Annotated in this window: 12 protein-coding genes; 2 read left to right on the top strand and 10 right to left on the bottom strand. The window is 73.0% G+C overall.

What is annotated here, in order from left to right:
• Positions 1–43 precede the first annotated feature (43 nt).
• Complete coding sequence (locus ACQP26_RS23730; protein WP_433494040.1) at positions 44–514, top strand: DUF4383 domain-containing protein; 471 nt, start codon at positions 44–46, stop codon at positions 512–514.
• Positions 515–599: 85 nt separating this feature from the next.
• Positions 600–1,259 (top strand): DUF6766 family protein, encoded by a 660-nt coding sequence (locus ACQP26_RS23735; protein WP_433494041.1) that lies wholly within the window; start codon positions 600–602, stop codon positions 1,257–1,259.
• A gap of 15 nt (positions 1,260–1,274) precedes the next feature.
• Here the strand turns inward: ACQP26_RS23735 and ACQP26_RS23740 are convergent, their stop codons facing one another.
• From ACQP26_RS23740 to ACQP26_RS23785, 10 genes are all read right to left on the bottom strand, one after another.
• Positions 1,275–1,724, bottom strand: a complete 450-nt coding sequence (locus ACQP26_RS23740) for a GNAT family N-acetyltransferase (protein WP_281576989.1) — start codon at positions 1,722–1,724, stop codon at positions 1,275–1,277.
• A 59-nt stretch (positions 1,725–1,783) separates the two neighbouring features.
• Positions 1,784–3,235 (bottom strand): GTPase ObgE, encoded by a 1,452-nt coding sequence (gene obgE / locus ACQP26_RS23745; RefSeq protein WP_281576988.1) that lies wholly within the window; start codon positions 3,233–3,235, stop codon positions 1,784–1,786.
• A gap of 89 nt (positions 3,236–3,324) precedes the next feature.
• The gene (gene rpmA / locus ACQP26_RS23750) at positions 3,325–3,579 is read right to left on the bottom strand and encodes a 50S ribosomal protein L27 (protein WP_013288010.1); all 255 of its coding nucleotides are present in this window, start codon (positions 3,577–3,579) and stop codon (positions 3,325–3,327) included.
• 11 nt (positions 3,580–3,590) lie between these two features.
• Entirely contained in the window at positions 3,591–3,905 is a 315-nt protein-coding gene (gene rplU, locus ACQP26_RS23755; protein WP_018787289.1) for a 50S ribosomal protein L21, read from the bottom strand.
• A gap of 295 nt (positions 3,906–4,200) precedes the next feature.
• The gene (locus tag ACQP26_RS23760; RefSeq protein WP_433494042.1) at positions 4,201–7,593 is read right to left on the bottom strand and encodes an Rne/Rng family ribonuclease; all 3,393 of its coding nucleotides are present in this window, start codon (positions 7,591–7,593) and stop codon (positions 4,201–4,203) included.
• A gap of 130 nt (positions 7,594–7,723) precedes the next feature.
• Positions 7,724–8,419: a TIGR03936 family radical SAM-associated protein gene (locus ACQP26_RS23765; RefSeq protein WP_433496190.1), complete on the bottom strand. Its 696-nt coding sequence runs from the start codon at positions 8,417–8,419 to the stop codon at positions 7,724–7,726.
• A 513-nt stretch (positions 8,420–8,932) separates the two neighbouring features.
• Positions 8,933–10,411, bottom strand: a complete 1,479-nt coding sequence (gene mycP / locus ACQP26_RS23770; protein ID WP_433494043.1) for a type VII secretion-associated serine protease mycosin — start codon at positions 10,409–10,411, stop codon at positions 8,933–8,935.
• 10 nt (positions 10,412–10,421) lie between these two features.
• On the bottom strand, positions 10,422–11,912 hold the full coding sequence (locus ACQP26_RS23775) for a hypothetical protein (RefSeq protein ID WP_269704558.1): 1,491 nt from the start codon (positions 11,910–11,912) through the stop codon (positions 10,422–10,424).
• Positions 11,913–11,926: 14 nt separating this feature from the next.
• Positions 11,927–12,364 carry a hypothetical protein gene (locus ACQP26_RS23780; protein WP_269704557.1) on the bottom strand — a complete coding sequence of 146 codons (438 nt, stop codon included), beginning with the start codon at positions 12,362–12,364 and terminating at the stop codon, positions 11,927–11,929.
• A gap of 171 nt (positions 12,365–12,535) precedes the next feature.
• Complete coding sequence (locus ACQP26_RS23785; RefSeq protein WP_269704556.1) at positions 12,536–14,521, bottom strand: TIGR03960 family B12-binding radical SAM protein; 1,986 nt, start codon at positions 14,519–14,521, stop codon at positions 12,536–12,538.
• Between the last annotated feature and the right edge of the window lie 3 nt (positions 14,522–14,524).

The raw sequence follows: 14,524 nt of genomic DNA on the forward strand, positions 1-14,524 counted from the left end.
CCTGCCCGCCCGGGCGGCGGCGAGTTCCACGGGGGTGACAGGGATGGCACGTGACGTGCGCGAACACGCCCGGCCTGCGGTGCAGAAGGTCGCCCTCGCGGCGGCCGCCGTCTTCGCGCTCATCGGCGTGCTCGGCTTCATTCCCGGCATCACCACGCACTACGGCGAGCTGACGTTCGCCGGGCACCACTCCGAGGCGAAGCTGCTCGGGGTGTTCCAGGTGTCGGTGCTGCACAACCTGGTGCACCTGCTGTTCGGGCTGGTCGGTCTGGTGATGGCCCGGCGGCTGGCCGGGGCACGGGTCTTCCTGGCCGGTGGCGGCGCGCTCTACCTGGTGCTGTGGCTGTACGGCTTCGCCATCGACCGCGACACCGCTGCCAACTTCGTGCCGGTGAACGACGCCGACAACTGGCTGCACCTGGTCCTCGGTTTCGGCATGCTCGCCGCCGGCCTGCTGCTCAACAACAACCTCGGCACCGGCACCCGGGTGGAGGCCCCGTTCGACCGCCCCTGACCAGGCGCGACACGCCGGTGCGGCGTTTGCCCCGGCCCGATGCCGGGCAGGAGGGCAACCGCGAGCGGGTCGAGGAGGTCCGGCGATGCCACGGTGGTTGCGCGACAACATGCTCTCGGTCGCCATGCTCGGCGCGTTCCTGGTTTTCCTGCTGTTGCAGAGCGTGTTCGGCTGGCAGGTGCACAACGAGGAGCTGAGCCGGTACGGCGCCGAGCCGCTGAGCTGGTGGGCCTACCTCGGCACCGGGCACTTCGCCGAGGCGGTGTTCGAGAACTGGGAGTCGGAGTTCCTCCAGATGGGCGGGTACGTGCTGCTCACCGCGTACCTGGTGCAGAAGGGCTCGGCCGAGTCGAAGCCGGAGGACCAGACGGACCGGCCGGAGGACAACCGCGACCAGGCCCGCCCCGATTCGCCGTGGCCGGTACGCGTCGGCGGGCTGCCGCTCGTGGTCTACCGCAACAGCCTCTCCATCGCGCTTTTGATGATCTTCGGGGGCGCGTTCCTGGGGCACCTGTTCGGCGGCGTGGCCGCCTACAACCAGGAGCAGGCGCTGGAGAGCGGCGCCGCCCCGATCAGCGCGTGGCAGTTCCTCGGCACCAGCGACTTCTGGTTCCAGTCGATGCAGAACTGGCAGAGCGAGTTCCTCGCCGTCGGCGTGCTGATCCTGCTCAGCATCGTGCTGCGCCAGCAGGCCAGCCCGGAGTCCAAGCCGGTCACCGCGCCGCACGCGCAGACGAGCGCCTGAGCGTCAGGCCGCCGATCAGGCCGCCACCGGCAGCCGCTTGGCGAAGCAGACGCTGTACGGGTTGTCCACGTACTCGCCGTACACCGGGATCGGCTCGTAGCCGCTGGACCGGTAGAGCCCGATCGCGGCCGGCAGGTAGGTGCCCGTCTCCAGGCACACCGTGCGGTGCCCCGCCTGGAACGCCAGTTCCTCCAGCGCCACGAGCAGCTGCCGGGCGATGCCCCGCCCCCGGAACGCCGGCCGCACGTACATCCGCTTCAGCTCGCCGGTGTCGGCGTCGAGCGCCTGGAGTCCGCCGCAGCCGACCGCCCGGCCGCCCACCACGGCGGCCAGGTAGTGGATGTCGGTGTGCACGACGGTGACCTGCCCGTCCAGCCCGCCGTCCGCGTCGCGCAACTCACGCTGCTGGGCGACGACGAGCGCGGCGATCTCCGGATCGGCGGCGGGACGGGACTCGATCAACATGCCCGTACGCTAGATCGGCCGGATTTCGCGCAGGTTTCCCGCCGCCGACCCGGAAACGGCTACTCGGCGTCCGCTTCCGCCGCCGGCGCGGCCTCGACCTCGTCCTCCGGCCGGACCCGGCGGGCCTTGCGGGCCGCGAGCCGGTCCGACGCCGACGGCCGGTTCGTCTTCTCCTCCAGCCGCACGTCGGTGCCCCGGTTGCCGGGGACGAAGTCGACGCCGGCGTAGAGCGTCGGCTGCCAGTCGAACTCCCGGTCACCGATGCGCACCAGGTCGCCGGCCTGGGCGCCGGCCTTCGCGAGCTTCTCCTCGACGCCGAGGCGGGCCAGCCGGTCGGCCAGGTAACCCACTGCCTCGTCGTTGTCGAAGTTGGTCTGCTTGACCCAGCGCTCCGGCCGGCTGCCGCGCACCGTGTACGAGCCGTCCGGCTCGGCCTCGATGGTGAAGCCGGCGTCGTCGACCGCCTTCGGGCGGATCACGATCCGGGTCGGCTCGGCGGGCGGGGCGGCGCGGCGGCCCTGGTCGACCAGCTCCGCCATCGCGTACATCAGCTCGCGCAGACCCTCGCGGGTGGCGGTGGAGACGTCGAACACGCGCAGGCCGCGCGCCTCCAGGTCGGGGCGGACGATGTCGGCGAGGTCCTTGCCGTCCGGCACGTCGACCTTGTTCAGCGCGACCAGCCGGGGCCGGTCGGCCAGGCCGCCGTACTGGGACAGCTCCGACTCGATGGCGTCGATGTCGGCGAGCGGGTCGCGGCCGGGCTCCAGCGTGGCGGTGTCGATCACGTGCACCAGCACGGCGCAGCGCTCGACGTGGCGGAGGAACTCCAGGCCGAGGCCCTTGCCGCTGGCCGCACCCGGGATCAGGCCGGGCACGTCGGCGACGGTGAAGGTGTGGTTGTCCACCCGGACCACGCCCAGGTTCGGCACCAGGGTGGTGAACGGGTAGTCGGCGATCTTCGGCTTGGCCGCGGAGATCACCGAGATCAGCGACGACTTGCCGGCGGACGGGAAGCCGACCAGGCCCACGTCGGCGACGCTCTTGAGCTCCAGCACGACGTCCAGCCGGTCGCCGGGCTCCCCCAGCTCGGCGAAGCCGGGCGCCTTGCGGCGGGCGTTCGCCAGCGAGGCGTTGCCGCGCCCGCCCCGGCCGCCCCGGGCCGCCTCGAACGTGGTGCCGACGCCGACCAGGTCGGCCAGCACCTCGCCGTCGAGGCTCTGCACGACGGTGCCGTTCGGCACCTTGATGACCAGGTCGCGGCCGTTGGCGCCGTCCCGGTTCGAGCCGGCGCCGCCCTTGCCGTTCTCGGCCTTCAGGTGCGGCCGGAAGTGGAAGTCGAGCAGCGTGGTGACCTGCGGGTCGACCACCAGCGACACGCTGCCGCCGTGGCCGCCGTTGCCGCCGTCCGGCCCGCCGAACGGCTTGAACTTCTCCCGGTGGATCGAGACACAGCCGTGCCCGCCGTCGCCGGCCTGCATGTGCAGGACGACCCGGTCAACGAACGTCGTCACGACGCCAATCCTTCCAGCGGGGTCCGCCCCGCACGGGGAAAAGCGAAGCGGGCCGGGACTCGAGGTCCGCGGCCCGCTTCGCAGGAGAACTACTGCTGCGGCACGATGCTGACGGTCTTGCGACCGCGCTTGGTGCCGAACTGCACCGAACCGGCGGCCAGCGCGAACAGCGTGTCGTCGCCGCCACGGCCGACCAGGTCACCGGGGTGGAACTTGGTGCCACGCTGACGGATGAGGATCTCACCCGCGCTGACGACCTGACCACCGAAGCGCTTCACGCCGAGTCGCTGGGCCGCGGAGTCACGGCCGTTACGCGAGCTGGACGCACCCTTTTTGTGAGCCATTGGAGGACGACCTACTTCCCGCTGGAGATGCCGGTCACCTTGACCTGGGTCAGCGGCTGGCGGTGACCCTGGCGCTTGTGGTAGCCGGTCTTGTTCTTGAACTTGTGGATCCGGATCTTCGGGCCCTTGGTGTGCGCGGCGATCTCGCCGGACACCGCGACCTTCGCGAGCTTGGCCGCGTCGGTCACCAGGTCGTCACCGTCGACGAGGAGCACCGCGGTGAGCTTCACCGCGTCGCCGGGGGCACCGGCGAGCTTCTCGACCTCGATCACGTCGCCCTCGGCGACCTTGTACTGCTTGCCGCCGGTCTTGACGATCGCGTACATCGGAGGCGGACTCCCTGTCGTTGAGGCTACTGGCGTCTATTCCACCGCTGTCGGCTGTCACACCGTTCGCGGTCGTTCCCACGGCGTCTCGCCGGGAGCCGTGACACCGGCAGCGCGGGCACGCGGGAACTCGGCACACCAAAGTGCGCCGCAGGCAAGCGTACGGCATACCCGGCCCGCCCCCCAAACCGGCCCCGCGGTCCGCGCCGTCCCGGCGGGCCGACGGACACGACAGAACCCCTGAATCCACCCATAGCGCACGGATTCAGGGGTCCTGTTCGAGCAGGTCAGAGCCTCACGGCCGGGTACGCCGCCGGGCCCCGCCGCGCCGCGCCCGCCGGCGCGGGGCACCGCTGTCGTCGTCGTTGTCCCCGTCTCCGATCGCGTCCGGGTCGTCGGCGGCGGCCAGCCGGGCCGAGTCGCCCTCCTGGCTGTCCGCGACCGCCGGGGCGGCCGGCGTCTCCGACTCGAACCGGGACAGGTCGTAGCCCTGGGTGTCGTAGTAGTCGTCGTCGTTCTCGACCACCTCGGCGACGGTCCGCTCCGGCGGCGCGACGGCCGCGGGCGGCTCGGCGGCAGCCTGCGGCTGCGCGGCCGGCTGCTCCGGCGCGGCCTCCACGGCGGGCTTCTCCGCGGCGGCCTTGCGGCCCCGGCGCCGGCCGCTCTTCTCCTCGGCCGGCGCGGCCACCGCCGAGGCGACCGCCTTGACCTTCTCCCCCGCGCCGCCGCGTGGCTTCTCCGGCACCGGCTCGGTGTGGATGATCACGCCCCGGCCCTTGCAGCACTCGCAGGTCTCGCTGAACGCCTCCAGCAGGCCCGCGCCGATGCGCTTGCGGGTCATCTGCACCAGGCCGAGCGAGGTGATCTCGGTGACCTGGTGCTTCGTGCGGTCCCGGCCGAGGCACTCGGTGAGCCGGCGCAGCACCAGCTCCCGGTTCGACTCCAGCACCATGTCGATGAAGTCGATCACCACGATGCCGCCGAGGTCACGCAGCCGCAGCTGGCGCACGATCTCCTCGGCCGCCTCCAGGTTGTTGCGGGTGACCGTCTCCTCCAGGTTGCCGCCGGAGCCGGTGTACTTGCCGGTGTTGACGTCGATGACAGTCATCGCCTCGGTGCGGTCGATCACCAGCGAACCGCCCGAGGGGAGGAAGACCTTCCGGTCCAGCCCCTTGAGGATCTGCTCGTCGATCCGGTACTCGGCGAACACGTCCGCCACCCCGGCGTGCCGGCGCAGCCGCGCCACCAGGTCCGGAGACACGTGCGACAGGTACGACTCGACCTCGCCGTACGCGGACTCGCCCTCGATGACCAGTTCGCGGAAGTCCTCGTTGAAGAGGTCCCGGACCACGCGGATGACCAGGTCCGGCTCCTCGTAGAGCAGCACCGGGGCGCCACCCTCGGTCGCCTTGGCCTGGATGTCCTCCCACTGCGCCTGGAGCCGCTTGACGTCACGCGCCAGCTCGTCCTCGCTGGCGCCCTCGGCCGCGGTCCGGACGATCACCCCGGCGCCGTCCGGCACCAGCTTCTTCAGCACGTCCCGCAGCCGCTTGCGCTCGGTGTCGGGCAGCTTGCGGCTGATCCCGGACGCGTTGCCGTTCGGCACGTAGACCAGGTGCCGGCCGGAGAGCGCGATGTGGCTGGTCAGCCGCGCGCCCTTGTGCCCGATCGGGTCCTTCGTCACCTGCACCAGCACCGAGTCGCCGGAGCGCAGCGCCTGCTCGATCGAGCGGGCCCGACCCTCCAGGCCGGTGGCGTCCCAGTTGACCTCACCGGCGTACAGGACCGCGTTGCGCCCACGCCCGATGTCGACGAACGCCGCCTCCATGCTCGGCAGAACGTTCTGGACCTTGCCCAGGTAGACGTTGCCGGCCATGGTGCCGGACGAGTTCCGCGTGACGTAGTGCTCGACGAGCACCCCGTCCTCGAGCACGGCGATCTGGGTGCGGTCGCCGCGCTGGCGGACCACCATCACCCGGTCCACCGCCTCGCGGCGGGCCAGGAACTCCGACTCGCTCAGGATCGGCGGCCGGGTACGCCGCTGCTCGCGGCCGTCCCGGCGGCGCTGCCGCTTGGCCTCCAGCCGGGTCGAGCCGGAGACGCCCTGCACCTCGTCGACCGGCTTGCGCGGCTCACGGATCTTGACGACGGTCGGCACGCCGTCCTCGGCGGCGGTGTCCGACTCCCCCGCCCCCCGGCGACGACGGCGGCGACGGCGACGGGTCATCCCCTCGCCCTCGGCCTCCTCGTCCTCGGCGGTCTCCTCGGCCTCGCCCTCGGCGGTCTCCGCCGCGACGGGCTCCTCGATGTCCTCGTCGTCGGCCTCGTCCGCGCCGCCCTTGCCCCGGCCACGACCCCGGCGGCCCCGGCGACGGCGACGGCGGCCCGCGGCCGTCTCGTCGTCCTCGTCCGTCTCGGCGGTCTCCTCGGCCTCGGTGGCCGGCTCCTCCTCGGCGACCTCGGGCTCGACCTCGGCCTCGACCGGCTCGACCTCACGGCGGCCGCGACGGCGGCGCCGGCCGGTCTCGACCGCTTCCTCGATCGGCTCCTCCGCCGCCGGGTACGTGACCTGGACGGCGGGTGCCTCGTCGGGCTGCGGCGCCATGAACAGGACGGTCGGCGCGGAGAGCGCGGCACGACGACGGCGGCCGGTGGCCGGCGGCGTCTCGGCCGGCTCCTCGGCGGCGCGCGGCACGGCGGCGCCCGTCGACACGACGCCCGTCGCGTCCGCCGGGCCGCCGCTGCGGGCCAGGTCGACCTCTGCGGTACGCGCCGACGCGCCGCTCGCGTCCTCGACGGTCTCGCTCTCGGCGTCCTCGTCCTCGATGTCCTCGCCGGTGGGCTCACCGATGGCGGCCACGCCGCCCGTGCTCGCCTTGCCGGTGCCCGCGGCCTCGTTCCCGCCGGTGGTCCTGTCGCCGGCGGCGGTGGTCTTGCCGGCGGCGGCGCGCCGTCCGGTGCGGGTCCGCCCGCCGGTACCGGCGGTCTCCCCGACGGCGGTCCCGTCCGGGGCGGTTGCCTCGCCGCCGTCGATGTCGGCGCGTCCCTCGGCGATCAGGTCGCCACCGGCCGCGGAGACCGGCCCGTCGATCACGTCCGCGGACGTCTGCCCGGCGGTCTCGTCCGGCGCGACCGGCTCGGCAGCCGGCGGCGTGGCCTTGCGGCGACGCGTCCGGGTCACCTTGACCGGCGGCACGACCTCCTCCGAGGCCGCCTCCACCCCGGCCGCGGCCACCGGCTCCTCGACCGCCTTCGCCGGGGTGGCCTTACGGCGCCGCCGGGTGGTCTTCGGCGCGGTGTCCAGTTCGCCGGCCACCGGTGCGAACACCTCGGCCTGGGGCGACTCGCCGCTGCCCGTCGCGGCCGTGGACGCCTCGACGGGCGCGTCGGTCTGCTCCGGCTGGTTCAGCGGGGCGACCTTGCGACGGCTGGCCCGCTTCCGGGCCGGCGGCTTGGTCTCGGCGACGCCCTCCACGGTGGCGGTGCCCTCCGCAATGGCGGTGCCCTCCGCGGTGGCGCCCTCGGCGCCGGTCGGCGTCGTGTTCGCGGTGCCGGTCGGCGTCGTGTTCGCGGTGCCGGCCGGCGTCGTGTTCGCGGCGCTGCCGGAGGCGGTGCCGGCACTGTCGGCGGTCGTCCCGGCCGGCTCTGCGCCGGTCCGTTCGCTGCCCTCGGGCTCGTTCTCGAGCATGGACGTTCTCCAGTTCTGGCCGCCCCGGGCGCGGGTGAGCGCTGCCACGCAGGGTTGCCGCAAAGGTGTTTCCGCCGGGCGCGCAAGCGCGCGACCGCCGAAGTCTGCCTGCCAGAGCGTTGACCGACGGTCAGCGCTCTCCGATGGTTGCCCCGTCGCGATCCGCTTCCAACGGATCGACGATCTCGCCCTGCGCGGTCAACGTGCCCTGCGCCAGCCGGATCACCTTCGGGGTGACCGGCGGCTCCAAGGCGGCCACCGCGCGGAGGCCGGACAGGACGTCATCGGGCCGAACGGACGGGGTGACCTGCCGCACGACCAGTTCGAGTATCGCACACGGCACGGCCGCCGCCCCGGAAGGCGTCTCAGCCGGAGCCACGACATCGATCGACACCACTGCCGCGCGGGCGTCGAACGTACGCCGTCCCTGCTTGGTCATCCGCTCGACCTGGATCTCTTCGGCGGCGGTGAACGCCGCCACGGCGGCCGCGAGCACCTTCGGATCGACTTCGGGCAGCTCGATCCGCCAGTACGAGGCCTCGATCCGGTCGGCCAGGCTGCCACCGGTGGCCTCCACCGCGTCGAGGACGTCGAGTCCGGGCGAGAGCGCGGCGTCGAGCGCCTCGCGCAGCCGCGCCGGGTCGACCGGCTCCCGGAGCCCGATCTCCAGGTACTCGGCCTCACTCGCCACACCCGTCGGGGCGGCCGAGGCGTACGAGATCTTCGGGTGCGGGGTGAAGCCCTGGGAGAAGGCGATCGGCACACCGGCCCGGCGCAACGCGCGCTCGAAGGCCCGGGCGAAGTCCCGGTGCGAGGTGAACCGCAGCGGACCACGCTTGGCGTACCGGATACGGACCCGCTGGACGACGGGGGCCTGGCCGCCCTCGGGTTGAGGCTTTCTGGCGATCGTGAGCTCCTCGGCTGTGCCTGCGTATCGGTCCCATCCTGGCGCAGCGCCCGCCGCGCCCCACACCCGGGGCCACCCCACCCACCCCAAACCCCCACAAACACCGCCGCCCTTCCCTCCACCCCACCGCCTCCCACCCCGCCGCCTCCCACCCCACCCCGTCCAACCCCGCCCAACCCCGTCGATCATGAAGTTGACGGCGAAGTTGATCTCTGATCATGCCGCCAACTTCATGATCGACGGAGCGGGGCGGGGCGGGGCGGAGCGGAGCGGAGCGGGTGCGGGGTGCGGGGTGCAGGCGGGACGCGCGGGTTGGGGGCTGCGAGGGCGACCTGCGGGCGCCCGAGCTGCGGGCGCCGGGCGCTCGGCGCCGGGCTGCCGGAGGGCCGGCGGGTGCTGGTGCACGCCGCCGGGCCTCCGGCGCGGGACGGGTCAGGAGCGGTTGTCGCCGGGTGGGGCGTACGGGCTCTGACCGGGCGGGGCGTGGGGGGCCTGACCCTGGGGCGGGTAGGCGCCCGCACCGGGTTGGGGATACCCGCCCGGCTGCGGATGTCCACCCGGCTGGGCGTATCCACCCGGCTGGGCGTATCCGCCCTGCTGCGGGTATCCGCCCGGCTGAGGTTGCGCGCCGGGTGGCGGGTAGCCGCCGTAGCCGGGCGGTGGGGCGGCCGCGTGACCGGCGGGCACCGGCGGACCCTGCCCACCGCCGTTCATCCGGTCCAGCGCGTCGTCCGGGATCGAGCCGGCTTCGGCCAGTTCGCGCCGGTGACGGCGGCGGTTCCAGATCAGGAACACCACGAGCGTCAGCAGCACCACGACCGCCACGGCGATGCCGATGCCGATGACCATCACCTGCTGGTCGGTGGGACCGCCCCGGTCGCCGTACTTCGTCACGTCGAAGTTGTCGTCCTCGGCGGCGGCCGGCGGCGCGGACCCGCTCGCTGGGGCGGCCCCGAGCAGCGGGTTCGCCGACACCGACGGCACGTCGGCGGTGAGCGCCGCCACCGGGTCGATCCGGCCGAAGCCGAACCGGGGGTCCCGGCCGGGCGGACCGGCGTCCCGGGCGGTACGGATGATCCGGTTGATCACATCGGGCGCGGAGAGCTTCGGGTGCTTCGACCGGATCAGCGCCACGACGCCGGAGACGACGGCGGCCGCGTCGGAGGTGCCGTCACCCCAGCCGTAGCCCCGGTCCGGGCCGATGTTGTAGACCTCGTCGCCGGGCGCGGCGATCACCGCCTCCGGGCCCTGGGCCGATCCGGACCAGAAGCCTCCGCCCCGCACCGTGCCGGTCACCGCGATCACGCCGGGGATCTTGGCGGGTGAGGTGACGTCCGGGCCGGCCTGCCGGACGTTCCCGGCGGCGGCCACCACGACCACGTCGCGCTCCAGCGCGTACCGGATCGCGGCCTCCTCGATCTCCTCCACGGCTCCGGCGCCGCCGTACGACAGGTTGAGCACCTTCGCCCCGCCGTCGACAGCCATCCGGATGCCCCGCGCGGAGTCGTCCGAGGTGAACGCGTCGCCGGCGGGCTTCCGGATGGGCAGGATCCGGGCGTCGGGCGCGATGCCCACCACCCCGGTCCCGTTGGCCGCGATGATCCCGGCCATGTGGGTGCCGTGACCGTCCGGGTCGCGCCGCCCGTCGCCGGAGTCGCGGGTGCTCCCCCCGGCCAGCAGCTGGCCCCGCATGTCGGGGTGCCCCGCGTCGACGCCGGTGTCCACCACGCCGACGACGACGCCCCGGCCGGTGGAGATCTGGTGCGCCCTGTCGATCCGCAGCTCGTCCAGATACCACTGCTCGGCACGGCGCGGAGCGGCGACCGCCGGCTGGGCGGCGGCACCCAGCAGCATCAGCCCGGCGAGCAGGCCGGCCGCCACCGGCCGGAGCGCACCGACGTGCACCTTCATCCGTCTGTCCTCATCGCAGGATGCCCGGGGACGCACCGTCACCGGCGCCCCACGGATCGTCGTCCTCAGTCAACCATGACGAGTGCCCTGCCGCGTCGCCGCCGTGGCCGGCGCCGCCGTGGCCGCCCATCATCCCGCCGCCCATCATCCCGGCGCCGGCCATCCCGCCACGCGCACCGGCCGCGCCGCCCGGTCCCGCCCCGGCCGCGGCCTTCAACGCGCTGGCCGCGCTGGTCAGTGGCGGGACCTTGCCGTTACCGCCGCCGACCATGCCGGGCAGGCCGCCCATGGCCATGCCGCCGGCCGCGCCGATCCCGCCGCCGCCGATCCCACCGGCCGAACCCAGGCCGGCGCCACCGCCGCCGACGCCGCCACCACCGGCGCTCAGTGCACCCGCGCCACCGCCGCCCAGACCGAGGGTGCTCGGCCCGCCTGCGGTGATCGTGCCGGGCCCGCCCGCGCCGGCCAGACCACTGCCGTACTCCGGGGTGCCCGAGCCGGGGGCGCCACCGAGTTCGGGCGGGCCGCCGGTGGTCGGCGGGGTGTAGGAGCCGCCGCCGGGGATGCCGCCGCCGGGCGCGCCGGGCGGCGGCGTGTACGAACCGCCACCGGGCGTGCCGCCACCGATGCCGGTGCTGCCGATGGACGGCATCGGGCCGCCACCGCCGCCGGGCATGCCGCCGCCCGGCATGCCGCCGCCGGGTGCGCCGCCGCCGGGCAGGCCACCACCGGGTACGCCGGTCGGGGGAACGCGCGGGTCGCCCCGGTAGCCGTCGCCGAAGTCGCCCTTGTGCTGGGGTACGGCCAGCTTGGGGCGCTCGGCCTCCACCGCGGCCGGCAACGGCGCCATCGCCGCGTTGGCCGCCTTCTGGTTGTCGTTGTACCAGTTGTCGAGGTGCGACTTGGTGTCCCACCAGCCGCCACGCTTCTGGTCGCTGGCGTTGCCGTCGATCTTCATGGTGGCTTCCAGGTCGTCGGCCTTGTCGCGGAACGCGCCGTCGGCGTACAACGCCTGGTTGCCCTGGTAGTCGCTGCGCAAGGCGGCGAGGAAGCCGGACTGGCTCTCACCGTCGCGTGCGTCGTCCAGCTCGGTGCCGCCGGGCAGGCTCCACTCGTTCCAGCCGAAGTTGTCCATCAGCGGGATCGGGATGCTCGCCACCGTCTTGCGGATGTCGCCCTCGATCCGCGACAGCGCGCCGCCGACGTTGCTGGCGTGCGTGATGAGTTCCTCGATGTCCTTGCCGATCTCGGACAGGTGCTCGCGGTACGCGTCGCCGCCGCTGCCCTTCCAGCCGGCGAGCATCCCGGGCAGGCCGCCGGTGTGCGGACGCTCCTGACCGGCCGCGATCGGGCCGACGAACGACCGGCCGACGAGGGAGTCGCGCAGGTGACCGAGAGCGGTGGAGAGGTTGCTCCACCCCGAGCCGACCAGGCCGACGGTGTACGGATCCGCCGACAGCGTCACCTCGCGGACACAGCGTTCCCAGGTGGCTCCAGCCATGACCGTCTCCTCTCTCAGGCCGTGTACGGGTAGGTGGGCGGCTCGGCGCCACCGGGCGGCGGAGCAGCGGACTCCAGCAGCCGCTCGATGTCCTTGCCGTTCGCGGCGTTGCGCTCCTCGGCGTCACGGAACGCCTTGGCGATGTCCTCGGTGCCCTTCTTCAGGCCGGCCAGCTTGGCGGAGAGGCCCTTGAGGTGTGCCTCCATGTTGGCCGTGGAGCGCTCCAGCGCCTGCCACTGCAACCGGGCGTCGGCGAACGCGCCGAACGGGGTGCCGTTCGAGACGATCTGCGGGCTGTTGCTGTCGCCCTTCATGTTCTCCTTGATGCGTTCCATCTCCCAGGAGATGGTGTCCTCGACGTACTGCTTGAGGCGCTCGATGTACTCGGCCGCCGCATCCAGGTCCTCGACGCTGACGTGCAGATCGCCGGTGTCCGGCGGATTGATGCCCATGCTGCCTGTCCTCCCCGCTGCCGGCCCCGGCCGGTCCATTACGGACGCAGCGTATCGAGGAAGGACCAGTCGGGGCACCCCCACCCCGCGTACCGCGCCGGTCACCGGGAAAAGACGACGGAGCGCGGGAACCCGGTCGGGTTCCCGCGCTCCGTGGTGGTGCCGGCGGCCTCAGCCCTGGGCGGCGGCGGGCAGCTTCAGCCCGTTGACCGGGGTGAGCGGCAGCAGCTTGCGGCCGGTCGGGCCGATCTGGATCTCGGTGTCCATGGACGGGCAGACGCCGCAGTCGAAGCAGGGCGTCCAGCGGCAGTCGTCCTGCTCGTACTCCGACAGCGAGTCCTGCCAGTCCTGCCAGAGCCAGTCCTTGTCCAGGCCGGAGTCGAGGTGGTCCCAGGGCAGGACCTCCAGCTCCTCGCGCTCGCGGGTGGTGTACCAGTCGAGGTCGACGCCGTACGCCGGCAGGACCTCGGCGGCGGCGTCGACCCAGCGCTGGTACGAGAAGTGCTCGCTCCAGCCGTCGAACCGGCCGCCGTTCTCCCAGACCTTGCGGATCACCGCGCCGACCCGGCGGTCGCCCCGGGACAGCAGGCCCTCGATCAGCGACGGCTCACCGTCGTGGTAGCGGAAGCCGATCGCCCGGCCGAGCGACCGGTCGCTGTTGATCGCCTGCTTGAGCAGCTTGAGCCGGCCGTCGATGACCTCCGGCCGCTCCATCGAGGCCCACTGGAACGGGGTGTGCGGCTTCGGCACGAACCCGCCGATGGAGACCGTGCAGCGGATGTCCTTGGACCCGGTGGCCGCGCGGCCGGCCCGGATCACCTCGTGCGCCATGTCGGCGATCTCCAGGACGTCCTCGTCGGTCTCGGTGGGCAGGCCGCACATGAAGTAGAGCTTCACCTGGCGCCAGCCGTTGGAGTACGCGGTGACCACGGTGCGGATGAGGTCTTCCTTCGACACCATCTTGTTGATCACCTTGCGGATCCGCTCCGACCCGCCCTCGGGGGCGAAGGTCAGACCGGTCCGGCGCCCGTTGCGGGACAGTTCCTGGGCCAGGTCGATGTTGAACGCGTCCACCCGGGTCGAGGGCAGCGACAGCGAGACGTTCGTGCCTGCGTACTGCTCGGCCAGGCCGGAGCACATGTCGCCGATCTCCGAGTGGTCGGCCGACGACAGCGACAGCAGGCCCACCTCGTGGAAGCCGGAGAACTCCAGTCCTTCCTTGACCATCTGGCCGACGGTGGTGATCGAACGCTCCCGCACCGGGCGGGTGATCATGCCGGCCTGGCAGAACCGGCAGCCCCGGGTGCAGCCCCGGAAAATCTCCACCGCGTACCGCTCGTGCACCGTCTCGGCGAGCGGGACCAGGGGCTTCTTCGGGTACGGCCAGGCGTCCAGGTCCATGGTCGTGCGCTTGTGCACCCGGAACGGCACGTCCGGGCGGTTCGGCACGACCCGCTGGATCCGGCCGTCGGGCAGGTAGTCGACGTCGTAGAAGCGCGGCACGTAGACGCTCTCGGTGCGGGCCAGTCGCAGCAGCAGTTCGTCCCGGCCGCCCGGGGAGCCCTCGGCCTTCCACTCCCGCACGATGGCGGTGATCTCCAGCACCGCCTCCTCGCCGTCGCCGAGCACCGCGGCGTCGACGAAGTCGGCGATCGGCTCCGGGTTGAACGCGGCGTGCCCGCCGGCCACGATCACCGGGTCGGCGTCGGTGCGGTCGGCGGCGAGCATCGGGATGCCGGCCAGGTCGATCGCGGTGAGCAGGTTGGTGTAGCCCAGCTCGGTGGAGAACGAGACGCCGAACACGTCGAAGTCACGCACCGGACGGTGGGCGTCGACGGTGAACTGCGGCACGCCGTGGGCGCGCATCAGCTTCTCCAGGTCCGGCCAGACCGCGTACGTCCGCTCGGCCAGCACGTCGGGCAGCTCGTTGAGCACCTCGTACAGGATCTGCACGCCCTGGTTGGGCAGGCCCACCTCGTACGCGTCCGGATACATCAGCGCCCACCGGACGGTCGCGGCGTCCCAGTCCTTGACCACCGCGCCGAGTTCCCCACCCACGTACTGGATGGGCTTGGTCACCTGCGGCAGCAACGGCTCCAGCCGGGGCCAGACCGAGTTGGCGGCGGCAGGACGCGGGGTCGTGGACGGGGCACTCATGAT

Origin of the sequence: Micromonospora sp. CA-248089, assembly GCF_050948515.1 — a bacterium.
In the GTDB taxonomy this organism is placed as follows: domain Bacteria; phylum Actinomycetota; class Actinomycetes; order Mycobacteriales; family Micromonosporaceae; genus Micromonospora.

Excerpts from the sequence above, each read along its gene's own strand:
- ACQP26_RS23730 (WP_433494040.1), top strand. The coding sequence starts at position 44 with ATGGCACGTGACGTGCGCGAACACGCCCGGCCTGCGGTGCAGAAGGTC.
- ACQP26_RS23735 (WP_433494041.1), top strand. The coding sequence starts at position 600 with ATGCCACGGTGGTTGCGCGACAACATGCTCTCGGTCGCCATGCTCGGC.
- ACQP26_RS23740 (WP_281576989.1), bottom strand. The coding sequence starts at position 1,724 with ATGTTGATCGAGTCCCGTCCCGCCGCCGATCCGGAGATCGCCGCGCTC.
- rpmA (WP_013288010.1), bottom strand. The coding sequence starts at position 3,579 with ATGGCTCACAAAAAGGGTGCGTCCAGCTCGCGTAACGGCCGTGACTCC.
- rplU (WP_018787289.1), bottom strand. The coding sequence starts at position 3,905 with ATGTACGCGATCGTCAAGACCGGCGGCAAGCAGTACAAGGTCGCCGAG.
- ACQP26_RS23760 (WP_433494042.1), bottom strand. The coding sequence starts at position 7,593 with ATGCTCGAGAACGAGCCCGAGGGCAGCGAACGGACCGGCGCAGAGCCG.
- mycP (WP_433494043.1), bottom strand. The coding sequence starts at position 10,411 with ATGAAGGTGCACGTCGGTGCGCTCCGGCCGGTGGCGGCCGGCCTGCTC.
- ACQP26_RS23775 (WP_269704558.1), bottom strand. The coding sequence starts at position 11,912 with ATGGCTGGAGCCACCTGGGAACGCTGTGTCCGCGAGGTGACGCTGTCG.
- ACQP26_RS23780 (WP_269704557.1), bottom strand. The coding sequence starts at position 12,364 with ATGGGCATCAATCCGCCGGACACCGGCGATCTGCACGTCAGCGTCGAG.
- ACQP26_RS23785 (WP_269704556.1), bottom strand. The coding sequence starts at position 14,521 with ATGAGTGCCCCGTCCACGACCCCGCGTCCTGCCGCCGCCAACTCGGTC.